General features: G+C 39.4%; 25 protein-coding genes. 11 read left to right on the plus strand and 14 right to left on the minus strand.

Going from position 1 to position 21,947, the window contains the following annotated elements:
* Window positions 1-141 precede the first annotated feature (141 nt).
* Both AC1EU2_RS18255 and AC1EU2_RS18260 read left to right on the plus strand, forming a co-directional pair.
* Window positions 142-660 (plus strand): phosphatase PAP2 family protein, encoded by a 519-nt coding sequence (locus AC1EU2_RS18255; protein WP_480299712.1) that lies wholly within the window; start codon window positions 142-144, stop codon window positions 658-660.
* A gap of 57 nt (window positions 661-717) precedes the next feature.
* Window positions 718-1,758 (plus strand): MJ1255/VC2487 family glycosyltransferase, encoded by a 1,041-nt coding sequence (locus tag AC1EU2_RS18260; protein WP_480299713.1) that lies wholly within the window; start codon window positions 718-720, stop codon window positions 1,756-1,758.
* 6 nt (window positions 1,759-1,764) lie between these two features.
* On the opposite strand, the gene aroQ is transcribed toward AC1EU2_RS18260, so the two are convergent.
* From aroQ to AC1EU2_RS18280, 4 genes are all read right to left on the minus strand, one after another.
* The gene (gene aroQ / locus AC1EU2_RS18265) at window positions 1,765-2,199 is read right to left on the minus strand and encodes a type II 3-dehydroquinate dehydratase (RefSeq protein ID WP_480299714.1); all 435 of its coding nucleotides are present in this window, start codon (window positions 2,197-2,199) and stop codon (window positions 1,765-1,767) included.
* Between the two features lie 68 nt (window positions 2,200-2,267).
* Window positions 2,268-2,684, minus strand: a complete 417-nt coding sequence (gene arfB, locus AC1EU2_RS18270; protein ID WP_480299715.1) for an alternative ribosome rescue aminoacyl-tRNA hydrolase ArfB — start codon at window positions 2,682-2,684, stop codon at window positions 2,268-2,270.
* 211 nt (window positions 2,685-2,895) lie between these two features.
* A complete protein-coding gene (locus AC1EU2_RS18275) occupies window positions 2,896-4,365 on the minus strand; it encodes a beta-propeller fold lactonase family protein (protein ID WP_480299716.1) in 1,470 nt (489 codons plus the stop codon).
* 54 nt (window positions 4,366-4,419) lie between these two features.
* Window positions 4,420-5,919 (minus strand): hypothetical protein, encoded by a 1,500-nt coding sequence (locus tag AC1EU2_RS18280; protein WP_480299717.1) that lies wholly within the window; start codon window positions 5,917-5,919, stop codon window positions 4,420-4,422.
* Window positions 5,920-6,033: 114 nt separating this feature from the next.
* On the opposite strand from AC1EU2_RS18280, the gene AC1EU2_RS18285 reads away from it, so the two are divergent.
* The gene (locus AC1EU2_RS18285) at window positions 6,034-7,263 is read left to right on the plus strand and encodes a YbfB/YjiJ family MFS transporter (RefSeq protein ID WP_480299718.1); all 1,230 of its coding nucleotides are present in this window, start codon (window positions 6,034-6,036) and stop codon (window positions 7,261-7,263) included.
* Here AC1EU2_RS18285 and AC1EU2_RS18290 read toward each other — a convergent pair.
* Window positions 7,214-8,692: a Na+/H+ antiporter NhaC family protein gene (locus tag AC1EU2_RS18290; protein WP_480299719.1), complete on the minus strand. Its 1,479-nt coding sequence runs from the start codon at window positions 8,690-8,692 to the stop codon at window positions 7,214-7,216. The two genes, AC1EU2_RS18285 and AC1EU2_RS18290, sit on opposite strands and share 50 nt — an antisense overlap.
* A gap of 206 nt (window positions 8,693-8,898) precedes the next feature.
* Here AC1EU2_RS18290 and AC1EU2_RS18295 point away from each other — a divergent pair, with 206 nt between their 5' ends.
* A complete protein-coding gene (locus AC1EU2_RS18295; protein WP_480299720.1) occupies window positions 8,899-9,105 on the plus strand; it encodes a cell division protein ZapB in 207 nt (68 codons plus the stop codon).
* 55 nt (window positions 9,106-9,160) lie between these two features.
* Here AC1EU2_RS18295 and AC1EU2_RS18300 read toward each other — a convergent pair whose 3' ends face one another.
* The 6 genes from AC1EU2_RS18300 to AC1EU2_RS18325 all read right to left on the minus strand — a co-directional run bounded on the left by AC1EU2_RS18300 (window position 9,161) and on the right by AC1EU2_RS18325 (window position 13,204).
* Window positions 9,161-9,373, minus strand: coding sequence for a DUF1107 family protein (locus tag AC1EU2_RS18300; RefSeq protein WP_204998432.1), 213 nt, complete (start codon window positions 9,371-9,373; stop codon window positions 9,161-9,163).
* Between the two features lie 91 nt (window positions 9,374-9,464).
* Complete coding sequence (locus tag AC1EU2_RS18305; protein WP_480299721.1) at window positions 9,465-10,061, minus strand: thiol:disulfide interchange protein DsbA/DsbL; 597 nt, start codon at window positions 10,059-10,061, stop codon at window positions 9,465-9,467.
* A gap of 94 nt (window positions 10,062-10,155) precedes the next feature.
* Window positions 10,156-10,770, minus strand: coding sequence for a thiol:disulfide interchange protein DsbA/DsbL (locus tag AC1EU2_RS18310; protein ID WP_129946129.1), 615 nt, complete (start codon window positions 10,768-10,770; stop codon window positions 10,156-10,158).
* Between the two features lie 348 nt (window positions 10,771-11,118).
* Window positions 11,119-12,144, minus strand: a complete 1,026-nt coding sequence (locus tag AC1EU2_RS18315) for a serine/threonine protein kinase (protein ID WP_480299722.1) — start codon at window positions 12,142-12,144, stop codon at window positions 11,119-11,121.
* Window positions 12,128-12,466 carry a DUF3630 family protein gene (locus AC1EU2_RS18320; protein ID WP_480299723.1) on the minus strand — a complete coding sequence of 113 codons (339 nt, stop codon included), beginning with the start codon at window positions 12,464-12,466 and terminating at the stop codon, window positions 12,128-12,130. The genes AC1EU2_RS18315 and AC1EU2_RS18320 overlap by 17 nt, the downstream gene beginning before the upstream one ends.
* A 57-nt stretch (window positions 12,467-12,523) precedes the next feature.
* The gene (locus tag AC1EU2_RS18325; RefSeq protein ID WP_480299724.1) at window positions 12,524-13,204 is read right to left on the minus strand and encodes a tetratricopeptide repeat protein; all 681 of its coding nucleotides are present in this window, start codon (window positions 13,202-13,204) and stop codon (window positions 12,524-12,526) included.
* A gap of 208 nt (window positions 13,205-13,412) precedes the next feature.
* Here AC1EU2_RS18325 and AC1EU2_RS18330 point away from each other — a divergent pair, with 208 nt between their 5' ends.
* The 3 genes from AC1EU2_RS18330 to AC1EU2_RS18340 all read left to right on the plus strand — a co-directional run bounded on the left by AC1EU2_RS18330 (window position 13,413) and on the right by AC1EU2_RS18340 (window position 16,565).
* Window positions 13,413-14,294, plus strand: coding sequence for a hypothetical protein (locus AC1EU2_RS18330; RefSeq protein ID WP_480299725.1), 882 nt, complete (start codon window positions 13,413-13,415; stop codon window positions 14,292-14,294).
* 24 nt (window positions 14,295-14,318) lie between these two features.
* Complete coding sequence (locus AC1EU2_RS18335) at window positions 14,319-14,894, plus strand: lipid-binding SYLF domain-containing protein (protein ID WP_480299726.1); 576 nt, start codon at window positions 14,319-14,321, stop codon at window positions 14,892-14,894.
* Window positions 14,895-15,011: 117 nt separating this feature from the next.
* Window positions 15,012-16,565 carry a M28 family metallopeptidase gene (locus AC1EU2_RS18340; protein WP_480299727.1) on the plus strand — a complete coding sequence of 518 codons (1,554 nt, stop codon included), beginning with the start codon at window positions 15,012-15,014 and terminating at the stop codon, window positions 16,563-16,565.
* An 85-nt stretch (window positions 16,566-16,650) separates the two neighbouring features.
* Here AC1EU2_RS18340 and AC1EU2_RS18345 read toward each other — a convergent pair whose 3' ends face one another.
* Entirely contained in the window at window positions 16,651-18,000 is a 1,350-nt protein-coding gene (locus AC1EU2_RS18345; protein ID WP_480299728.1) for a hypothetical protein, read from the minus strand.
* A gap of 350 nt (window positions 18,001-18,350) precedes the next feature.
* On the opposite strand from AC1EU2_RS18345, the gene AC1EU2_RS18350 reads away from it, so the two are divergent.
* Window positions 18,351-18,581 carry a hypothetical protein gene (locus AC1EU2_RS18350; RefSeq protein WP_480299729.1) on the plus strand — a complete coding sequence of 77 codons (231 nt, stop codon included), beginning with the start codon at window positions 18,351-18,353 and terminating at the stop codon, window positions 18,579-18,581.
* Window positions 18,582-18,668: 87 nt separating this feature from the next.
* Window positions 18,669-18,830, plus strand: coding sequence for a hypothetical protein (locus AC1EU2_RS18355; protein ID WP_480299730.1), 162 nt, complete (start codon window positions 18,669-18,671; stop codon window positions 18,828-18,830).
* 266 nt (window positions 18,831-19,096) lie between these two features.
* On the opposite strand, the gene AC1EU2_RS18360 is transcribed toward AC1EU2_RS18355, so the two are convergent.
* Window positions 19,097-19,459: a hypothetical protein gene (locus AC1EU2_RS18360; RefSeq protein ID WP_480299731.1), complete on the minus strand. Its 363-nt coding sequence runs from the start codon at window positions 19,457-19,459 to the stop codon at window positions 19,097-19,099.
* 70 nt (window positions 19,460-19,529) lie between these two features.
* Window positions 19,530-19,784: a Rho-binding antiterminator gene (locus AC1EU2_RS18365; RefSeq protein WP_480299732.1), complete on the minus strand. Its 255-nt coding sequence runs from the start codon at window positions 19,782-19,784 to the stop codon at window positions 19,530-19,532.
* Window positions 19,785-19,900: 116 nt separating this feature from the next.
* On the opposite strand from AC1EU2_RS18365, the gene AC1EU2_RS18370 reads away from it, so the two are divergent.
* Together AC1EU2_RS18370 and AC1EU2_RS18375 are read left to right on the plus strand one after the other, a co-directional pair.
* Window positions 19,901-20,662, plus strand: a complete 762-nt coding sequence (locus AC1EU2_RS18370) for a DUF1223 domain-containing protein (protein ID WP_480299733.1) — start codon at window positions 19,901-19,903, stop codon at window positions 20,660-20,662.
* A 142-nt stretch (window positions 20,663-20,804) separates the two neighbouring features.
* Window positions 20,805-21,896, plus strand: coding sequence for a branched-chain amino acid aminotransferase (locus AC1EU2_RS18375; RefSeq protein ID WP_480299734.1), 1,092 nt, complete (start codon window positions 20,805-20,807; stop codon window positions 21,894-21,896).
* The last annotated feature ends 51 nt before the right edge of the window (window positions 21,897-21,947 follow it).

The following is a 21,947-nucleotide window of genomic DNA, read 5'->3' on the forward strand; positions in this document are numbered from 1 at the left end:
TTTAAACAATAAAAAATTTAAAAGGCCGTAATGGGGTAGCTCATTACGGCCTTTTGCTGTCATAAATCTTTCGTTGATATTTAACCCAAGCGTCATATCTCTTGACTATATTTACCTTGTCTGAGGCGTGGAGTGAATCGAATGCTCAAGATCATAAATGAGTTAGATAGAGGTAGCTTCTACTGGATTGTCCGTCAAACTCGTCTACTGGGTTTAAGTTCATTAGTGAGACGGATATCAGCCAGTGGTGATGGGCATATCTATGCGCTTTTTTCAGTGGCGTGTTTATTACTTCACCCTAAAGGCCAGTCTCTATTCAACTTATTAATGATGAGCTTTATTATTGAGATGCCGTTGTATTTATTACTCAAAAATAGCATTCGACGTATTCGTCCTTGCCATGCTTTTCAAGGTCTGAGTGCAGACTTTGAACCTTCAGACAAATTTAGTTTACCTTCAGGACATACCGCAGGTGCCGTTGTTATGGCCAGTGCTGTGTTCATGGTATTCCCAATAGTTGGGTTGGTATGGTTTGTTTGGGCAATCGCAATTGGTTTATCTCGCATCGCTCTTGCAGTCCATTATCCAACTGATGTTTTTGCTGGCGCGATATTGGGTGTTTCATCAGTCATGATAGCGAACACCTATGTTGCCGGATAATTGTCGCTAGAAAAATGAAGCTTCCGTTCATTTTATCTTGGGGCAGAAGGAAGATAGATGCGAATTCTTTATGGTGTCCAAGGTACAGGGAATGGGCATTTAAGCCGTGCAAGAGTCATGGCTGAATCACTTAAAAAATCTGACATTCATGTCGATTATATGTTCAGCGGTAGAAAAGCTGATGGTTATTTCGATATGGCCCCATTTGGTGATTATCAAGTCATGCGAGGCATGACCTTTGAAACCAAAGCGGGGCGGATAGATGTTTCCAAAACAGTTTCCCGTAACTTTTCTACTTCCATTCTCAAAGACATCGATTCACTGGATCTTAATAACTATGATCTTGTATTAAATGACTATGAACCTATTTCCGCATGGGCAGCCAAGCGTCAAGGCGTTCAATCAATCAGCATTAGTCACCAAGCAGCTATGAAGCATAATGTACCTAAAGTTGGAAAAAATTGGTTTAACGATATTTTCGTAAATCATTTTGCACCAGTAGATATTGCACTCGGTTGCCACTGGCATCACTTTGGTTTTCCCATTCTGCCACCGTTTGTAGATGTCGGTGAAATAAAGGCTGAATATAATCATAAGGTATTGGTGTATTTGCCATTTGAAGCACCTAACGCCATAGTGAAGTTTTTATCAAGGTTTGATGACTACCAGTTTTTAATCTACCACGCAGAACAACCAAGCATAGAGGTACCTTCACATATCATCTGGCATGGCTTTGACAGGGTTGGCTTTAAACAAAACCTTGCCTCATGTGGTGGTGTAGTATGCAATGCAGGTTTTGAACTGGTAAGTGAAGCATTAACCTTAGGAAAGAAAATATTAGTTAAGCCTTTACTGGGTCAGTTTGAACAACTCTCTAATGTGGCTGCACTGGAGCTACTTGCGGCGGCCGATGCTATGAAAAAGCTGGATGAGGATAGCTTAAATCGCTGGTTAAAAAAGTCATCTCCTGAACCAGTAAAGTATCCAAAAGTTGGAGACAGCCTTGTGAAATGGATTGAGAAAGGAGACTGGCAAGAGCATGAAGCTCTTTGCTCAGATTTGTGGTCCCAAGTCAAATTGCCAGTTAGTTGGCGCTAACTTTAGTCATGGGGTGTTCAATGCTTCAATTGCGAAGTCTAGGGCATAATGATAACCCTTTGCACCCAAGCCACAGATTACACCCACTGCTTTATCTGAAAAGTAAGAATGGTGACGGAATGATTCGCGAGCATGAACATTAGAGAGGTGGACCTCAATAAATGGGATTTTCACCCCAGTTAACGCATCGCGTAATGCGACACTTGTGTGAGTGTAGGCAGCAGGGTTGATGATAATGAATTCAGCGTCAGTTTGATGAACAGCATTGATTAACTCATGCTCAGAATTGGATTGAATATGGTCTAAATGGATATTGGCTAATTGTGCTTGCTCTGTCAGAGACGATACAATTGAAGCTAACGTTTGATTGCCATAATGCTGCGGTTCGCGGGTGCCTAACAGATTTAAATTTGGTCCATTGACCAGTAAAACTTTTTTCATTGCACTTCCATTTTAACCAAGCTATACAGCACAGCATAATCTGCTGTTGATTGAGAATCAAACCTTGGTTAAAACTTGATTTTATTTTGGCGTAAAGCTTTCGTTTGCCCTTTCTTTGTTTTGCTATCCATTCGCTTTCGTTGTGAGCTTTTAGTCGGTTTAGTTGCTCTTCTTGCTTTTTGTATTACAGTTGCAGATAAAATAAGCTCTTTAAGACGGTTTAGAGCGTCTTCCTTATTCATTTCTTGAGTCCGGTGAGATTGTGACTTAATGATAATGACACCATCATCAGTAATACGACTGTCTGAAAACTTGAGTAATCTTTCTTTATAAAATAAAGGCAATGATGAGCTTTTAATGTCAAACCTTAGGTGAATAGCCGTTGCGACTTTATTAACTCGCTGCCCCCCACTACCTTGAGCGCGAATGGCATTTAATTCTATCTCCCAACTTGCAAGCGTAATGGAATTAGAAATTTTAAGCATGTTCTATCACCCGCTTTATAGGCCTAATTAAACAAAATCTATAACTATGTTGAGCGCTTGCGCCGCAAACACTGACACATAGGCTTTCGAGGTCTAATGCTGAGATATGGATTTTAGTAAATACTTGAATCACGAGATAAATAACTTAGCTACAAAATTTATACCATTATACCGAAGTTATTATTGCTGCGGTATAATGGCTTATTCAAACTTAAAAACCTGTGTAGTAGTTTGGATAGCCTGCAATACCTAAGTAAAACTCTTTGGTAGCATCAGGTTCCTGATTATCGACTCTTGAGGCCTTGACTGCTAAAGGCGATTCAGATTTCTCTAAAGGTTGACCGTTTGCATCAATATCAAACATTGCAATAGAAAAACTGCCAACATTGGCAACGACGTACATGTTTTTTTGGTTAGTCGTGACAAAAACATCGGTAGACTCTGGTTCAAAAGCACGTTGACGATGAGTCGTATGCTCTAGGGTTAGAGCACCATCGTTACCAACTTGAAAGCTTGCGATTTTGTTGGTGTTCGCTGCAATTGCATATAAGCGTTTCCCATTTTGCGTAATCCATGTCCAGCAAGTTGCATCATCTTCATTCATCGATATTGGTCCAGTTGCAGTTGGAATGGACTGTTTATCGCTAGTGAATACGTTATGCGTATCATGAGTGTCTAATGTCATTATTTCTGCTTCAGTCGCATTACTTTGTAATATGGCATTGGACACATACAAAAAGCGGCTATCAGGCGACCAGCTAAAACCAATCGAAAAAGCGATTTTAGGGTTGGCAAAATAACGGCGGTTGCTGAATGATAAGTTCCCATTACTTGTTGTTGAAATATCGTAAATGAAGGTATGTGCTGGAGTTTGGAGTTGTAACTCTTGTGATGCATAAGCGTCATAACCAATACCTAAGGTAGTCACAGCAAGTTTGGTTTTATCTGGACTAAAACTCACTTGAGCAGAACCACTTACTTCAGGTGAGTAATTATCTATATTGCTAACAAAGGTTAATTTTCCGCTGTCGAATTGGAATAAATTAACACTACGTTGTTGATCTGCATTATCGTTAAGGTAGTCAGAGAGCGGTCGATTATACTGATCTGTACAGGTTTCAAGATCATTCGTTTGTGATGGGTTCACACAAATTGGACCGTCTTGCATATTGCCCACGACGACCCAAGTTTCGCCATTTATTGTAGTAAAATCCAAACTGACAGGACGCACACCGCCGGAATCGATGTTTTGTATCCCTGACATAGTGTCATTTTGATCAATAAGAGTTAACTGACCATCATCAGGGTCGATCGCAAAGACACTGATACTCCCGTTGCCTTCGACAATGCTCGGGTCGTTAGTCGTTTCTCCTGGGTTTACAACAAGTAAGTAGTCATCGATGATACGTATTGCACCTTGAGCATCAAAATCCCCATCATCAGCGTCACCGAAACCGCCTGTATCAAAAGGGGAGACAAATTCCGTTAATGCTCCGTCATCACCAATATTGAAACCAACCACTTGGTTACCATCAACATCATTGGTGCTGATGTATAAGAATTTGGTCTCACCTGCTGGCTGAATGGGTGGGTTTGGCTTATTGTCTGAATCTGTATTACAGCCAATAATAAACACAAATAAAGAAGCTAAAAAGCCATGCTTAAATACTAACGATGCCATGATTAATTCCTTTAGAATAAAGCCGCATAAATACGGCTTTGGGTAGGCATGAAATTAAAAGCCAGTGTAGTAATTTGGGTAACCAGCTATACCTAAATAAAAGTGCTCTGTATTAGGCCTGTTTTCATTTGTGTCAGGATTAATAGAAGCTTTAACTTGCAGAGGTGAGCCAACTTTTTCTGTTAAAAAGCCGCTTTCTAGATCAAAGATTGAAACGGTATGTGTTTGCAAACCACCGAGCACATACAATGTTTTTCCATTTCCAGACACGTAAATATCTTTTGAGTCATGAACATCAATGTTCCTTCGTTTCACTTCTTGGATGCGAGAAAGCATAGCGCCTTCAACTTGATAGCTCGGGACTAAATTCGTTCTGAAAGCGACACCAAATAAGTATTCATCTTTTGGAGTTAACCACGTCCAACATGCCGCTGGGCGGTCGTCAGCTTGTGAATTTAGTGTAATTGAAATACCACCATCACCTGACGGGATGGAATTGTCGTCGCTCGTGAATACCGTATCGGTATTTGATACTTCTAGTGACATCAAACTGTAATTTGTAAAGCCTTCAGCAAGAATGGCATTAGATACATAAATATACTCGTCATCACTTGACCAACTAAAACCTACTGAAACGGCAATACTTTGATTTCCAAACCAACGAGCATTATTAATGCTGAAGCTTTCACCATCCGCAGTCACATCGTATACATATGTACGTGCAGCTGTTTGTAGATTCTTATCAGAAACTTGGTTGATATGGCCGATGCCAATAGTCGTGACAGCTAATTTGGTGCCGTCATGGCTAAACCCTACTTGAGCTGGACCGCTCACTCTAGCATCGTAGTCAGCAAGCTTTTTCACCGGAGTTAACACGCCACCCTCAAACTTAAACAGATAAATATTTCTGAAAGCTTTCTTAGAGGCAACACGTTGAAAGTATTCACCGAGGTTTTCTGTACCATGACCTAAGCAGGTTTCGAGAGTCGGGTTCACTTCTGCTGGTGTAATGCAGTGCTCAGTGTCTGTTTGGTTACCCACAACCACCCAAGTGGTTCCGTCGACAGTGAGCGAATCTAAAGTAACTGGGCGGAGACCAAAAGAATCCATATTGTGCACACCGTCAACGTCAGGGCGTTGATCAATTCGAGCAAGATCGCCAGTGATATCGTCGATTTGAAATACACTGATAGAGCCATTTCCCGCTATGACTCGGTCGTCAATCTCTGGCGTAGATTCTCCAGCGTTAACCACCAACAATTTGTCACCGATCACTCGCATTGCACCCTGAGCATCGAAGTCACCATCATCAGCATCACCAATACCGCCTGTTGGAAAGTGATCGAATTCAGTCAGTGAGCCGTCTTCAGCAATTTTAAAACCAATGACCTTATTACCTTCACTCGCAATACTACTATTGGTGCTGGTATAGAGGAATTTAGTATTTTTTTCTGAGATGACGTTTTTTTTATCGCTGTTACTATCGTGACAAGCGGTGATGAAGGCAGCAGCTGCAATACAACTTATAAGCCCAATAAAACGAACTTTTTGCATTTTGAAAATCCTTTTAAATTACTTCAAACAAAGTATAGATGCTAACAAGGGGGTTGCTTGATTTTTGGTCAACTATAACCATGCTTAAATCACAGTCCTTCAAGGCAGATGGGTATGAACGAAGACAACAACAATAAATACAGCAATATATATTGGGCGGGTGTTTGCGGCATTTGTGCAACAATCATTGGTTTGGGAATAGGCCGTTTTGCGTTTGTACCGTTAATTCCGGCAATGGTGAGTCATGACTGGTATAGCGAAGCATTAACGGGTTACTTGGGTTCGTCAACACTACTGGGATATTTAATCGGGGGAATTACAGCTCATCGTTTATCAGAAAAGTTTGGTTTAGCTAACACTATAAAGTTGTCGATGGTGATCATTACCATTGTTTATTTTGGATGTTTTAATCCGTTTAATTATCCATGGTTTGTTTTTTGTCGTTTATGGGCCGGAATAGCAGGTGCGTGGCTCACAATTATTGCTCCAGGTTATATTTTTTATAGAACTGCACCAGAATACAAAGCAAGGGTAAGTGGTGCGATATTTTCTGGAATAGGTCTCGGTGTTGTCGTTTCTGGCTATATTGTCCCACACCTATTAAACATTAGCCTTTCATCCGCATGGATAGGCTTAGGTTCAGCTGCACTATTTTTTACATTACTTTCGTGGCGATTTTGGGTTCCACTTAAACAATTAAATAATGGCTATGAACATCAATATGCAAAAAAAGAAGCATACACATTAACTAACAGTCCTCATAAAAAAGTGGTTGTGATGTTATTAGCCGCTTATGCACTTGATGCCGTTGGTTTTCTAGCACACACGATTTATTGGGTAAACTTTATCGTTCAGGATCTCAATATGAGCTTCATGGAAGGTGGGTTTTATTGGGTTATGTTTGGTGTTGGAGCCATCGTTGGGCCCTATTTAACAGGTTACTTGGGGGATAAAGTAGGTTTAGAAAGGGTGCTTATTGGCGCTTTTATTTGTAAATCGGTCGCTGTGTTTTTACCATTATATTCAACCGATACATGGGCATTGATGCTTTCTTCGTTATTTGTTGGTGGGCTAACTTCTGGAGTTGTTTCATTAGTCTCTGCGGTTACACTCGATGTTGTAGGTCGAGCTCATCACAAACAGGTTTGGGGATGGATGACGATATCTTTTGCAACGACACAAGCCATAATGGGATATGGCGTTGTGTTTATTTTCACTCAAACAATGGACTTTTATCTCTTGTTTAAAGTGTGCGGTTGTTGCTTATTAGTTTCCGCATTACTGGCTTGGAAAATCAACTCTGAAATGAGACAGCAGCATTCGGTCGATAACACCAGCGAATAGTGATGTAAGCACTGATAATGACAGCAAACAGTGCAAGCCAATAAGGTGCCTCGAAGTTTAGCAGTTGGAAGCCTATAAAGGCGCTGAATGCACCAATTAACGCAAATGGTAGTTGTGTGGTGACGTGTTGAAAAGGTTCGCAGCCACTGCTAGTGGCACTTAACACACTAGTATCTGAAATGGGTGAGCAATGATCACCAAAAACAGACCCTGCCATAACCGCGCTGAGTGCGGGTATCAGCATCATAGGGTCAATAATGTGGGCAATTTCTCCGCCAATTGGGATCATAATGGCAAACGTACCCCAGCTTGAACCTGTAGCAAATGCCATGAGTGCACATAAACCAAACAACCCGCTAAGAAGATAATACTTAGATAAATACAATCCAGACCAACTCGCAAGTAATTTTGCGACTTGGAGTTCTTTGATTACCGCTCCGATAAGCCATGTGAAAATTAAAATCGTCACGGCAAAGCTTATGGTTTTAATACCTATCCAACTTGATTTGAGTAAATCGGCAACTTTGACTTTATCTTTTATTAGAAGGGCAAATGTAATCAGTGCTGAAAATAGGCTTGCATTACGCATGGTTTCACCGATGTTTGCGTTTGCAATCCAATCGCTGAAATGTGGGCTGTTTGATGCATGGTACCCTGACCACACGATCAATACGATTGAGCCAATTAACAAGCTTAAAATTGGAACGATCAATAACCATGGGGAACCTTTGGCTTCTGATTCAGAATGTTCAAACGTAATATCTTGGTTTTTATCATCAAACCCAATGCCTGACCACGCCACATAGAATGAAATCAGCAGTGTAATAATCGCATAAAAGTTCATCTGAGCGATGTCGATAAAATTACTGAACGGATTTCCCTGTAAAAAGGATAAACTTGCGAGCAGGGCAATAACAAAAGGTCCCCAGCTGGATACAGGAATGAGTGAGGTTACTGGCGAGGCACTTGAATCGACAAAGTATGCTAAACGAGAAGAGGATATACGATACTTTTCACTCAATGGTTGGCAAACATTACCGACCGCTAAACAACTGAACAAGCCATCAATAAAGACAAACCAGCCAAGAAAAACAACACCTATTCTAGCCTGACGTTGGTTTTTTATTCGTAACTGTAGCCAATTCGAGAAAGACTCAACGGCATGACTTTGCGACAACATTTTAGTCATGATGCCAAGCATAAACATGGTTATGATGATATCAATATGCCAAGCTTGCCACTGTTGTTTATCATAAAACTGCTCAATGAGTAGCTCAGAAAGATAATTAAAACTTGATGAAAATATAAAATGATTGAGTACTAAAGCGCCAAAAAGTGTCCCTAGACCTAATGCTAGGAGCGTATTACGCAGAGTTAACGCCAGAATAAGAGTAAGAATCAGTGGGCTAAGTATCAGTAATTCATTCATTTTGAAAATTATTCATTGATGTCAGTTTAAGTATACCGTGAAACAGACCAGAGTTGTCGAGCTTATGTTTCACTGCTCATGCTTACGAATAGTTACTTTCAGTGGCGATAAGTGTAATTTTTTACGAATAAGGGCACTTTTCGCTGTTAATCAACTCTAAACCACTGTTAAAATCTAGCCATCACCCAGCAATTATAGGGATTTCCATGAGTTTAGAATTATTATCGAAGCTGGAATCTAAAATCCAGAATGCATTAGAAGCCATTGAATTACAAAAGATGGAAATTGACGAGTTAAAGCAAACGAACTCCGAATTGAACACTGAAAATGAAAAGTTGAAACAAGATTTAAATTCTTGGAACGATAAAGTAAACGGTCTAGTTGGTTTACTTAATGATGAGATCAGCGAGTAATTCTATTTTTTATTATGCAGCGATTATCGCTGCATAATTTTTTTAAGAGGGAAAATTAAGAGCAAAAAACGGGTTCTTTAGACAAACTGATCAAAGAATTCATTTCAGAGATCGCTTGCTTTACTCTAGGGCGACACCATCGTGGCATCAGCAGTTGGCCTTGCTTAAAGTGAAGTACACCAAGATCTTTAACCCAAATGGCTCCGCTAGCAAAAATTCGAACGTGCTTAGCAATTAACTTAGGAGCGTAAACCGGAAACCTTCTCATTGTTACACCTCATGACATACGTGTCTTTATTGTCTGCATTTATTGGACAGAGAAATTGTATAAAAGTTTCCAGTGTTACACTCATTAATTGTTATTTACTTGCAAGGTGTTGAATTAATTCAACTAACTCGTCATCAGATTTGAGCGATGGACGGTGAATACGGTAGCGGCCATTGACAATTAAGTCTGGAATAGTAGTTATGCCAAGCTTTTTTATCTCAGCACCTTGCTTTGCAACGGTTGCTCTGATGGTAAATGCATTGACTTCTTTATAGTTTGAAGGGCTTACCCCTGCGTCTATTACCATCGTTTCAACATCATCTGCACTGGTTGGACGTTTTCTTTTTACGTGAATCGAATTAAAAATTTTAGATTCAACAGGTTTCTCTTTCCCTAAACGCTCAGCTAAAACATAAGCTTTCGTTAAATCTTCAGTCACATGATTGGGGATAAATGTATGGACTTGTCTAAATTTAATGGACTCGGGTAAATTACTTTTTAACGTGTGGGCTGTAGATGTTGAAAATCGGAAACAGTGACCACAAAAAAATGAGAAATACTCTGTGATGGTTGGTGAAGCTGTAGGCTGTGGAGTATCCAATTTGGAATAATGCGTGCCCTCAGTAAAATCTTTTGCTCCGCTCGCAAAAGAAATCATAAGGGTCAGTGCTAAAAACCATTTTTTCATTATACGTTTCCTTGTTCATTTTCTATTAACATAACACAAACAAACGCGTACAAAAAAGGAGCCGTTAAGCTCCTTTTTCAATCAATGGTTCAATTTACTTATTTTTAGCAACCCAAACTGCGATGTTAATAAAATCATCCCAAGTTTTAATTTCTTTTTTAAGTACTTTATATTTACCGTTGATAACCAATTCTGGTACACCGTTAATTTGATCGTCTTTTGCATCGCGAGCCATTTGAGCGACGCGTGCATTGACCGCAAAAGAATTAACTACTGAGTCGAATTCTTTAGCATCAACACCGTTGGCGATAAATATCTTACGGATGTCCTTCATACCTAAAATACGTTGGCGCTTAACGTGAATATCGTTGAATAGTGCACCTTCGATTTTATGTTTTACATTTAAAAGCTCTGCAATAGCAAAAGCGCGGGTTAAGTCTTTACCAATATCACCGCCTAAAAAGTCGACGTGCGACTGAGTGAACTTAACGCCTTTAGGTAACTGCTTTTCAAGTTTAGGAAGTACGTTTAGATAAAACTGAAAACAATGAGGGCATAAGAAAGAGAAATACTCTTTAATTTCCGGTGTTTTCGTTTTAGGTCCTTGGTTGATAACGCTGTAGTGAACGCCTTCTTTATAAACTGTTGCAGCTTGAGAAAGCATTGGTGCAAGCAATAGCGCTGCAGCCATTAAAAGTATCTTCTTCATTGTTTTTCCTACTGACTAAAAAACAGACTTCAATTATTTGGTCGTTAACATAAACCTTTTTATTGTTATAACTCAAGTGGTTTATGAATTTTATCAGTATAGCGGTAAATTAAAGCCTGCTCTATAACTCGATGGAATTTAAGAAAATGAGGTAGTGGCTTAACTCCGGCAGTAGGTCGATATCGAATTTTTCTGTACGTTCAAACAGGCAGCGCTGTAAAATTAATCACAATCCAGAATGCTTTTGTTTTTTAACTTTATGAAAGTAAAGTGATTTATTTTTTTTTGAACACGATAGAGTGGAAAGTGTATAAAAAATCTGCTTCATTGAAATGAAGCAGATTACTTTTAATATGGGATCAAACTTAAAGGTGTTTCATCTAACGCCGCAAGTTGTTCTTTGAAAGCCAAAATTTGATCTTCCCAATATCTCTCAGTATTAAACCAAGGAAAGTGCATAGGAAAGGCGGGATCTTGCCAGCGACGACTAATCCATGCGTTGTAATAGAGCATTCTCATTGCTCTAAGCGGTTCGATGAGCGCTAACTCTTTGGTATCAAAATCACAAAACTCTTCATAAGCTTCAAGCAAAATCTCAAGTTGCATGACCTTTTGAGGACGATCCCCTGTGAGCATCATCCACAAATCTTGTATGGCGGGGCCTGTACGAGCATCATCTAGGTCGACAAAGCCAGGTCCATCAGGTGTCCACAAAATGTTGCCTGGATGCAAATCACCGTGTAATCGGAATTGAGAAGGGTTTTGCTTTTGCCAAATTTGCTTGCTGGCAGTCAGAACTTGTTCTGTGATAGTAAAGAATGCGGTTTCTAGTGAGCTGGGGATATGACCCGACTGTTTAAGCCAATCAATGGAATCGTCACCTAAAGATTGCGGCGTATATGCCGGACGATAATTAAACCCCTTACTTTTACCACATTGATGTAAGCGACCAATAAAGTGACCAACCATTTCCAATTGTTCTAAATTATCGACTTCAAAGTTTCTGCCTCCCATAGAAGGAAATAGCGCAAACCGATAACCTTTGTACTCATGTAATGTTTGTTGGTTAATGGTCAGCGGTAAAGCAAGTGGTACTTCTGCTTCTGCAATTTCATAAGAGAACGTATGTTCTTCTATAATTTGTTCTGTGCTCCAACGCTCAGGTCGATAAAATTTGACGACATACTTTTTGCCATCATCACAACGAAAGTGATAAACACGGTTTTCATAACTATTCAGAGCTAATAAACCACTTTCAGGGTAAATGCCAATGCTTTCAATTGCATCAAGAATTAAATCGGGGGTCAATGCACGATAATCAAACTCTGCACTGTGATGATCCATACCTGATGGTTGATTAGTGTTCACTAGCATTACTCCTAGGACAAACATGGTTTATTTTAGCGATTAGGCTGGCTAAATACTCTAGCGTTTCCCAATCGTTTTCTTGCTCTACGTGTAACCAACAAACATCGGCATAGAATTCATAGTTTAAGGTAAAAAAGCAGCCTTCGAATTCGAGTAACCATTGATGTCTGTCTGCTCCCCAATGGCGTTGGATGACTCTGGAGTCTATCAATGCCACAAAAGACTCAGCAAACGCATTGAATTGTTCAAACTCAATGTCAGCAATGAATGATACGTTTTTACTTTCGAAATCAAATTGGATGGAGTGAAGAGAGATTGGAGCAGTCAAAATAATCCGAATATAATTTAACAGTCTATCTGACAGATTATACTCGGATTTGGTTTGTTATGCTGAGGCTTTTTCTTTCGCTTTTTCAATCCGTTTAATACGGCCTTCGAAACCTGTAACAGTGCCGTCAGTCAACTCATGAGCAATGGCTTTATTGCATACTTCAATTGCTTGCTCAAAGTTACCATTGTCTTGAGCTAAGGTCGCTAACTGCATAAATGCTGTGCCCTTAATAACAGACTTAATGTTATTTTCGCTACGGTAAGCGAGATATTGTTCAAAAGCTTTTTCATACTCGCTTGCTAGCGAATAACCATAAATCAAATACTGCTGAGATTTTCGCTGCTTATAGCACTCAGAAATGGCTGCAGTGATGGCAGAGTATGTGTCTTCTGCGTTAGACGCCGCATTTTGTAGCTCTAGTGCTTTAGTGAGATTGCTATTAGCCCAATCGAGTTGTACTGAGCTTGCTTCTTCCAATACGGGTTCTGGCTCATCAACTTCTTGAGTTTCTTCTACTTCTTTTACAGGCTCACTTTCGTCAATGGTCTCTTGAGTTGAAGCTACTTCTGGCTGAGCTACTTTTACTGACTCAACATCAGCCTCTTGCTCTGTTTTAGCTTCTGTATGAGTTTGGTTAGTATCCTCTGTCATTGTTTTATTGTCTTTTTCGTTATTTTTGCGCATATAAAGAAAAACGAAAACGCCAACAATGATAAGTAGCAGCACAAATTTCACAGTCCTGTCCCCTAGTAGCTATTTATAAATATGTGTTTAAGATGATATAAAATTGTCGAATTATCATCCTACGGTGGCTATATTTAGAGCATTGAGCATACTAAATGCAAGTGTTTTATTACCTTTTATTAACTAATTACTAAAAAATATTGTTTTTTTTGCGTTAAATCGAGTTTTTAGGTCATTTATCTGCTTTTTAGGGGGGATTTTGGAGTCGATATCTGAGTTTTTTCAACAAGCTTATTGGTGGCTGTCTTTACTTGGAGGACTTCACTGCGCAGTTCTTGCTGCTTTACTGTGGTTAAAGCCGTCGTCATCAAATCGATCGCAACAAATGATAGTGGTAGCCATCTTCGTGACATTATCACTATATTTCTTTACTGGGATTATCAGCAAGCAGAATGCTCCTCTGCCTATTCATATCGTACTGGCCATGATAACGCCAATGTACTTCTTGTTGATGCCACTCTTGTATCTATATTGTAAATCGGAATTGAATTGCCAAGTCGTCTTCAATAGTAAATCTTTATTTTGGCATTACATGCCGGCACTGGTTGTCGCATTGGTTGTTTTATTCTTTACCCTAACTCACTTTAATACTCAGGCATTTTTAGTCAGTGAAACGATCAAAGTCAGTAATATTAATACGTTTTCATTATTAGGTATGACATTGCCCACATTACTGCTGACGCAAACGGTGGTGTACTTTTTTGCCATTATTCGGGTGATGAGACTTAAAAGGCATATTGAATCCGTTTTGCCTAGAACCGCAGTAGACGATCTAAAGCTCAAGTGGCTCTTAGTTTTGGCGGTCGCGATCATTATTAATTGGTTAATACGTTGCTTACTGGCGAGTTTTCCATTTGTTTTTGGAGACCAATATTGGCTGATAGCCCAAACGCTGACTAGGTTTAATTTGTTGATCACACTTTACGTGCTAGCCATATATCGTTTGCAGCAATTGACGGTAATCGCATATCAAAATGGCTTAATTGCCCAAAATTATGGTAAAAAAGATAAGCGGCATACTGATTTACTCGATAATGAAGAAAAGGATTTTTTATCCACGATTTTTAAAGATAAGAAGTAATACCTATTTTGTTTGGAGGTAGTGATGTTTATTCAATCCATTAAACGTTTTACAGGACTTTTATGCTTCGTTCTTCTCACTGCAAACTCAGCCTTTGCAGCGGACGAATATACGAATGCGCTCGACAACTTTTCTCATGCATCAGAAACAAGCCAATACATTAATTCTGCTTACGGATACGCTTTGTTTCCCAGTGTAGGTAAAGCAGGTTTCGTTGTTGGTGGGGCTTACGGTAAAGGCCGAGTATACAAGCAAGGTGAGTTTATTGGCACCTCAAAAATTACTCAAGCTTCAATCGGGTTTCAATTTGGTGCCCAAGAGTACAGCGAAATCATTTTTTTTAAAGACAAATCAGCTTATGACAAATTTATTAAGGGTAACTTTGAACTCAATGCTCAAGCTTCTGCGGTAGTCGTAAATTTAGGGGCTTCTGCACAAGCTGGAACGACAGGAAACTCTGCCGGAGCGGGTCAGTCAGGTGGTGCTCAAACATCAGTTGGCTCTTATGTGAATGGCATGTCCATTTATATTATTCCTAAAGTTGGTTTCATGGTTGAGGCTTCTGTTGCTGGACAAGCTTTTACTTTTGAACCGAAATAATTGAATCAATACGGTGCTGATCTTTCTTACGAGTCAAAATGATAAGGTCAGTAAAACTCTACAACAACACAAGACATTACTTCTATGAAATCGAGTTTTCTTCTAGGAATATTTGCAATGACGAGCTTTACCGTTGCTGCATCGGATTACCAATTTCACGAACAGCAATATCGACAAGATGTAAAAACACTGTCTTCGATTAAGTTTGCTGGTCGAGCACCATTGAGTCCACAAGAAACACTGACTACAGACTATTTAGTGAGTGCATATAAAAAAATGGGTTTAGAGCCAGGATACAAAGGAAAATTCCTACAACCCGTTCCAATGGCGAAGATCACGCCCGATCAAAATATGACCCTTAAGGTTGGTGATGAGTCGTTTAAAAACTTAACCGAGTTTACGGCGAGAACGCAAAGGATCAGTAAAACCATTGCATTAAAACAGAGTGATGTCGTCTTTGTTGGTTATGGTATTAACGCACCTGAATACCATTGGAATGATTATCAAGGCCTTGATGTTAAAGGTAAGACCGTCATTGTATTGGTCAATGATCCTGGTTTTGCCACCCAAAACCCTAAATTGTTCACTGGTAATGCGATGACCTATTACGGTCGATGGACCTACAAATATGAGGAAGCGGCTCGGCAAGGCGCAAAAGCAGTATTCATTGTTCATGAAACAGCACCTGCGGCATACGGTTGGGGAGTGGTTAGAAACTCAAATAGTGGTAGTAAATTAACCTTAATTGATGCTCATGATAACCAAGATCAAGTTGCTGTAATGGGATGGATTCAACATCAAACGGCTCAAAAAATCTTTAAACAAGCAGGACTCGACTTCGATAAATTAAAACAGAAGGCAATTTCGAATAAATTCAAAGCTGTCGATTTAAAGATAAATGCAAATTTAAGGTTAAATAACACGATTGAAAAAGCAACATCATATAACGTGATTGCTAAATTACCGGCTAAAACAGCCACAAGTGAAACCGTCGTCATGCAAGCGCATTGGGATCACTTGGGGCAGATAACTGACAGTAAAGGCAAAGTACATACTTATCACGGCGCTGTTGATAATGCTTCAGGCAGTGCTGGCGTTTTAGACTTGGCGCGCAATTTGAAAGTCATGGCTAAAAATAAACCATTCAAGCGCAATATTCTTTTTGCTAATTTTACCGCAGAAGAGACAGGGTTAATTGGCGCACAGCAATTTGCAAAAGCACCACCAGTGCCTACCAAAGATATTGTCGCTTTTCTCAATATTGATGGTATGAACGTCAATAAAGGTGTCGATTACATTTTGCGTTATGGCAATGGTATGTCGGAATTGGAACATTACTTAGCTGATGCTGCGAAAGTGCAAGGTCGATTTGTTAAGCCTGATCCTCGTCCACAAAATGGTTTGTTTTTCCGCTCAGATCATTTTGCATTAGCCCAAGCTGGTGTACCGGGATTGTTGTTTATGAGCCTTGGTGATACTGACCCAGATTATATTGCTCATAAGTACCATAAAGAAGCTGATACATACTCGTCAACGTGGAGTTTAGGCGGGGTAAAACAAGATTTAGCGTTGATCAGCGATATTCTTACTAAACTTGCCAATAATGATGACTGGCCAAAGTGGCTAATGGATTCAGACTTTAAAAAACGTCGTGCTGAAGACGGTAGGTAAGTTTCTCTAGTTTTGCCTCCTAATAATAGGGGGCATGGTGGCTTTCTAGGCGTTCTAAAATGGATATATTGGATTTTTATATTTTTTAAGCTTCATTTTTTACTTTTTTTAAGAACTCTTGTTGCTCTCCTTTTTCTATTCTCTTTTGATAATCGATTTCTCCTGCTGTGGACTTCACCATGTGTAGACATCGACAACTGAGATTGGTTAATTTTAAGAGATGATCTTTAGAAATATTACTTACTGAACTTAAGGTTGTATATAAAGACTTTGCTTTTTGCAGTTGCATAATGATCGCTAGCTTTTCTTTTGGAATAGCATCAATTATTTCTGTTACAAAACCAGCTGCAAAAAGTGTTGGAAGCATCGTGGCTATTTCTGTTGTTGTGTAATTCTTCAGTTCATCAAGTGCTTCAGCTGGTTTTGTTGCCATGCGTTGTTGTAAATCATGCAAAATTAACTGTAATTTTTTAGTTTGATTCACTTCTGTAAGTTCTTCTCGAGCTTGATAATTAGGACTTGGAAAAGTGTCTAAATCAAATTCATCGTCGCCATTTATTGACCACCTAGTCAGAGAGGCTTCATGAGTCAACACTTTAAACTTTTCAGTTATCGTTGAAGGTTCATCAACTTCTTCTTTAAACTCAGCGCATATGCCTTCTGTTTGTAACAAGGCTATGGATTGTTGGTAATCTAAACAGACACAAAGTAATCGAAACTGTTTTGCATTCAATGTTTCTGCAAAGTTAACGCATGATGAAAAGGGTTTTATGATAATCGTGCCATGACGGTCATCAGGTAACGCATCTAGTAGTTTCATCACCACGTCATAGTTTTTATCGTCCTGTATAAGGTGGTTTATTAATTTGTTGAGTTGTTTTTGAGACAAATATTTAGTCATGCCTTCGATATACTTAGACTTACTACATAGCCTTGAAGAATCAATTAAATCAATCATTTGTTCATCAGTGAGTTTCTCATGTCTCAAAAGGTAGCAGATTTGTAATTGCGAAAGATTCTGTCTTGGAGAAGCTTGATTAACCTCTTCAGAAAACAAATTCTTGAGTTCTTTTGTGCAACCTTTTTGATAAACTAGTTTATCGACCGTTGCAAACCGAATATCTTTATTTAGGTGAGCTGAAGCCGTTAGATCTTGAACCAACTGTTGAGAAGTCTTGTAGCGTGAGTGATCGGTTCCAGCGGTGATTGTTTTGCTTGCTATAGTTAAGCAGAAAAATTTTAACTGCCATTTTACTTGTAGCTGGTTTTCTTTATTGACAGAAACGGTATAGCTAACCTGTTTACAACGGCCTTTTAGTTCAAAGGTAACCGACTCAGAATTTTCAGGGCGCAAAGAGGCAATAAAATGAGAAGTTTTAGCTGTCTCAAACATCTCGCTGGTTGATGCCACAGATGTGCTATGTACGCCTGCCATATGCCACCCCTTAGTTACGTCACCATTATAGTGCTTTAACAATCGTAGAAATGCAGCATTCATGAGTAGAAGTTAATATTTCCAAGGTTTCATTGATTACCACTTAATAAACCTTTCAAAAGTGAATATTTCAAAATTGCTATAAACGGCGAGGGTTTTATTACACGAATTTCTTTTCGTGACGCATGGTTTACTTGAGTTCAGTATTAATAAGGATTAATTATTGTTTCCTGTTGATCCCCGAAGTTAAAGTAAACACAGCAAGGCATATCAAAAAAGCCAATCACCGCTCTTCTACATTACACCTCAACAGTACAACAAATCTTCAACCCATTATTTGAGGTGTTTATATGAAAATCACAAAATCAATTGTAATCAATCGACCTGTAGCTGATGTTTGGCAAATTCTTGGCCCTGAACTTGATAAAGCCCATTTATGGATGGGACCGATTCCACATTCTTATGCGATTGGAGAAAAGAAGACGGGAGAGGGAATGCCAATGGAAGGACCTATCTGTCACTTGAGCCTAAACTGTTGGCGTATCCTCTATATCCATTGCTTAGGTTTGGTGCATCAATAGCATTTGGCAAACTACTGGGTGGTTTGAAAACTTATTGTGAGGCATTACCAAAACAAGCTAAACAAGTAGCTTAGTAAGGAAATTTAGATGATGTTACCAGTATTCTTGCTTACGAAGGTGGTTGTAAAAGATAACTCAACGGTCAAATTCGAGCTGTCTAAGCACTTTAATGATATCGTCGAAGTGATGGAGAGTTTTGGCGGGATTATCGTTGCAAATATCGAATCAAGTTTAGTTCAACAAAGATAACTTCAATTACCAATTTAGAGATCAACGTAACCGATGCCTATATAAATATAAATTTGGAGAGGCTCAATTTGTTGTTAATTGGTCATACGATCATTGCGATTGGGCAAAATGCCATGAAACACGCTCTCAATATTGGTTGTTCCCAATGAAAGTTGATACGGTTTCAGTTAATAGTCGTAGCCCTAAAACTCAAGAACTTAAACCGATTCCGAGTGTTTTAGTTTCTGAATAAACAAACATTGAGGGAGGTAGCTCCCTCTAATTAATTATTCATCAGAGCGATTGCATTTCACGTTCATATCGAAGCAAGCACCGCCTTTTTTATTACATGAGGCCAATGTTTTACCTCTTGCTTCTGCTTCAGTGCGCCCTGTGCCATAGACCCCCCCCGCAGTAATGTCATCTAAATAACAACCCCACTGGCCTTTAGTTCCATCATCAATATTAATATTTGGTCCTCTATCGTAACTGCCATTAGCGATAATACCTTTTAGGTGCCGAACCTCTTTTTTGAGCATTCGAACTTCATGTTTGAGTTTTTGAACTTCAAGATCTTGATTGTCATCATGTGCCCACACTACTGAGGATACACAACAGAGTATTGCTGCTGTAACTATTGATAGTTTCATTGCTTTTTCCATTTGCTTTTAGTCTCCATCCTATGGAGGAATAACTGAATTATAGCTGACTACCGGAAAATTATTTTAGTGTCAGTGGGGCGATGCCTTCTTGTTGGTGTCGAATGACGGCAATCTTGTCTAAACGTATTTTTCGAAGTTGGCTGGATGTTTCTATTGTTAACCATTCACACTTATTGGCGCTGGCTTCAACGTTAATGGCTTTGCCTGTAATCTTTTCACCGCACATGAGCTCAACTAATAGTGCTCTCTGGCGAATACAAGCTAACTCTATATGATCATAATGTGCGCATTTTATTGGGTGATACTTGTCCATTAGTACTTCTTATTTATGGTTGTCTAGAATATTGACCTGAGTAATTAGTCCAATATTTCATCTGAAATGTATTTAGCGCTTCGCTGGTCAAATAACAAAAGTGAGTAGGAGTTATTATGAGGCTTGGATTAAAGTTCGTTTCACTGATATTTTTTGTGTCAGCTTTTGCTGTATCTGCAAAGGCTCAAAGCTATCTACAGTTTGAAAAACAGAGTAACGATAAAACACCAATAATGATTGAGTTATTTAGCTCACAAGGTTGCAGCAGTTGCCCGCCAGCAGAAGAGTGGATATCTACTTTTATGAAAAATGATAGCTTGTGGGACACTTATTTCCCTATTTCATTTCATGTGAGTTATTGGAATTATTTAGGCTGGAAAGATCCCTTTTCTGATCGCCGTTATAGCAAACGCCAGTATGATCATTTGAATCTCCTCAATATTAGGCAAGTGTATACTCCTCAATTTGTTGTAAACAGTCATGAATGGCGTGGGTGGTTTAATCGAGATTATGATTCACTGAAACAAATAAAAACGTCTCACGCACCTAAATTAACGCTGAATATTGAAAATGGGAACATTGATGCTTTTCTTAACGAAAAATTAGTCGATCATTCAAATTATCAGTTTCACCTTGCTTTGGTCGGTAGCGGTTTTGTAACTCAAGTGACTCGTGGTGAAAATCGAAGTAAAAAGTTAAAGCAAGACTTTACGGTACTCAGCTTTCAAACACTATCGAGTAACGATAAATCTCATTTTATTGGTTCAGTTAAGCCGATGCCTGAACTGTCAAAAGAAGCAAAACAGTTAGCGTGGGTCGGATGGGTTGAGCATGAAGGTAAAGTGGTTCAGGCTGTAGGAGATTGGTTAGAAAAATAATCGCTTTCGCAGATTGCGGTCTGTTATCTTTACAGAGTTTTGGTGATCTATATCATGTTTGATCTGGCCGCAAACTTGACTTTGATCACCCTGAAACCTAGTCTGGCGCCAAATTTATCAATGTAAAGGCACAACCTTTAGTATGCAAATAGATTACCAATTGAAGTCAGATTCGGAACGTCGTCAACAACAATTTATACCAGAAGGTGAAGTTGGGTTTGGTCGTTTAAGAACAGATCATATGTTCTTAATGGACTATGAAGATGGTGAGTGGAATAACGCTCGAATCGTTCCTTATGGCCCAATTGCAATGATGCCAGGGGCAATGTGCATTCACTATGGCCAATCTATTTTCGAAGGTGCTAAAGCCTTTATGCATGATGATGGCGAGATTTATACATGGCGTATCGATAAGAACGCAGAGCGCATGAACAATTCTGCAGAGATTGTATGTATCCCTCATCTTGATGAAGCCATTCAGCAGCAAGCGATTCACGCATTGATTGATATTGATCGTCTATGGTTTCCCCAGCAGCAGGGCGCTTGTCTTTACATTCGACCGTTTATTTTTGCAACAGAAGATAGACTGTCTGTCAGCCCAAGTGAAAAGTACACTTTTTGTGTTGTGATGAGTCCAAGTGGTGCTTATTACAAAACGGGTGCGAATAATGCCATTCGTTTATTGATCACAGAAACCTATCATCGAGCAGTACCTGGCGGTACAGGCGCATCAAAAGCTGCAGGTAACTATGCAGCCTCATTACGTGCCGCTAAACATGCGGCTGATTTTGGTGCAGCGCAAGTACTTTATCTTGATTCAACCAATACCAAGCTTGAAGAAGTGGGTGCGATGAATCACTTCCACGTGCGCAAAGACGGTACGATAATTATTCCAGAGTTTACCGATACCATTCTAAAATCAATCACCTCGCTTTCAATGTTAGAAATGGGTGAGATGCTTGGCTGTGAAGTAAAACAACAAACCGTCTACCTAAAAGATTTTATTGCTGACATCGAATCTGGTGAAATTGTCGAAGCTGGTGGTTTTGGTACTGCGGCAGTCGTTTCGCCTGTAGGCTCTTACATCTTTGAAGATAAACGTGTTATCACTGTAGGCGATGGCAACGTTGGTCCTACCATCAAGAAAATGTATGAGCTTTATACCGGTATGCAACTAGGTACTGTTGAAGCACCTGCTGGCTGGGTGAAAAAAGTTGAACGTCAGCACGGTTAGATCATTGTATTCTCGTTAAAATAGAGCCCTTAACTTTATATAATAGTTTAA

The organism is Parashewanella sp. 2304DJ23-3, assembly GCF_056591695.1.

Coding starts and splice junctions, on each gene's coding strand:
- AC1EU2_RS18255 (WP_480299712.1), top strand. CDS start 142: ATGCTCAAGATCATAAATGAGTTAGATAGAGGTAGCTTCTACTGGATT.
- AC1EU2_RS18260 (WP_480299713.1), top strand. CDS start 718: ATGCGAATTCTTTATGGTGTCCAAGGTACAGGGAATGGGCATTTAAGC.
- aroQ (WP_480299714.1), bottom strand. CDS start 2,199: ATGAAAAAAGTTTTACTGGTCAATGGACCAAATTTAAATCTGTTAGGC.
- arfB (WP_480299715.1), bottom strand. CDS start 2,684: ATGCTTAAAATTTCTAATTCCATTACGCTTGCAAGTTGGGAGATAGAA.
- AC1EU2_RS18275 (WP_480299716.1), bottom strand. CDS start 4,365: ATGGCATCGTTAGTATTTAAGCATGGCTTTTTAGCTTCTTTATTTGTG.
- AC1EU2_RS18280 (WP_480299717.1), bottom strand. CDS start 5,919: ATGCAAAAAGTTCGTTTTATTGGGCTTATAAGTTGTATTGCAGCTGCT.
- AC1EU2_RS18285 (WP_480299718.1), top strand. CDS start 6,034: ATGAACGAAGACAACAACAATAAATACAGCAATATATATTGGGCGGGT.
- AC1EU2_RS18290 (WP_480299719.1), bottom strand. CDS start 8,692: ATGAATGAATTACTGATACTTAGCCCACTGATTCTTACTCTTATTCTG.
- AC1EU2_RS18295 (WP_480299720.1), top strand. CDS start 8,899: ATGAGTTTAGAATTATTATCGAAGCTGGAATCTAAAATCCAGAATGCA.
- AC1EU2_RS18300 (WP_204998432.1), bottom strand. CDS start 9,373: ATGAGAAGGTTTCCGGTTTACGCTCCTAAGTTAATTGCTAAGCACGTT.
- AC1EU2_RS18305 (WP_480299721.1), bottom strand. CDS start 10,061: ATGAAAAAATGGTTTTTAGCACTGACCCTTATGATTTCTTTTGCGAGC.
- AC1EU2_RS18310 (WP_129946129.1), bottom strand. CDS start 10,770: ATGAAGAAGATACTTTTAATGGCTGCAGCGCTATTGCTTGCACCAATG.
- AC1EU2_RS18315 (WP_480299722.1), bottom strand. CDS start 12,144: ATGCTAGTGAACACTAATCAACCATCAGGTATGGATCATCACAGTGCA.
- AC1EU2_RS18335 (WP_480299726.1), top strand. CDS start 14,319: ATGTTTATTCAATCCATTAAACGTTTTACAGGACTTTTATGCTTCGTT.
- AC1EU2_RS18340 (WP_480299727.1), top strand. CDS start 15,012: ATGACGAGCTTTACCGTTGCTGCATCGGATTACCAATTTCACGAACAG.
- AC1EU2_RS18345 (WP_480299728.1), bottom strand. CDS start 18,000: ATGGCAGGCGTACATAGCACATCTGTGGCATCAACCAGCGAGATGTTT.
- AC1EU2_RS18350 (WP_480299729.1), top strand. CDS start 18,351: ATGAAAATCACAAAATCAATTGTAATCAATCGACCTGTAGCTGATGTT.
- AC1EU2_RS18355 (WP_480299730.1), top strand. CDS start 18,669: ATGATGTTACCAGTATTCTTGCTTACGAAGGTGGTTGTAAAAGATAAC.
- AC1EU2_RS18360 (WP_480299731.1), bottom strand. CDS start 19,459: ATGAAACTATCAATAGTTACAGCAGCAATACTCTGTTGTGTATCCTCA.
- AC1EU2_RS18365 (WP_480299732.1), bottom strand. CDS start 19,784: ATGGACAAGTATCACCCAATAAAATGCGCACATTATGATCATATAGAG.
- AC1EU2_RS18370 (WP_480299733.1), top strand. CDS start 19,901: ATGAGGCTTGGATTAAAGTTCGTTTCACTGATATTTTTTGTGTCAGCT.
- AC1EU2_RS18375 (WP_480299734.1), top strand. CDS start 20,805: ATGCAAATAGATTACCAATTGAAGTCAGATTCGGAACGTCGTCAACAA.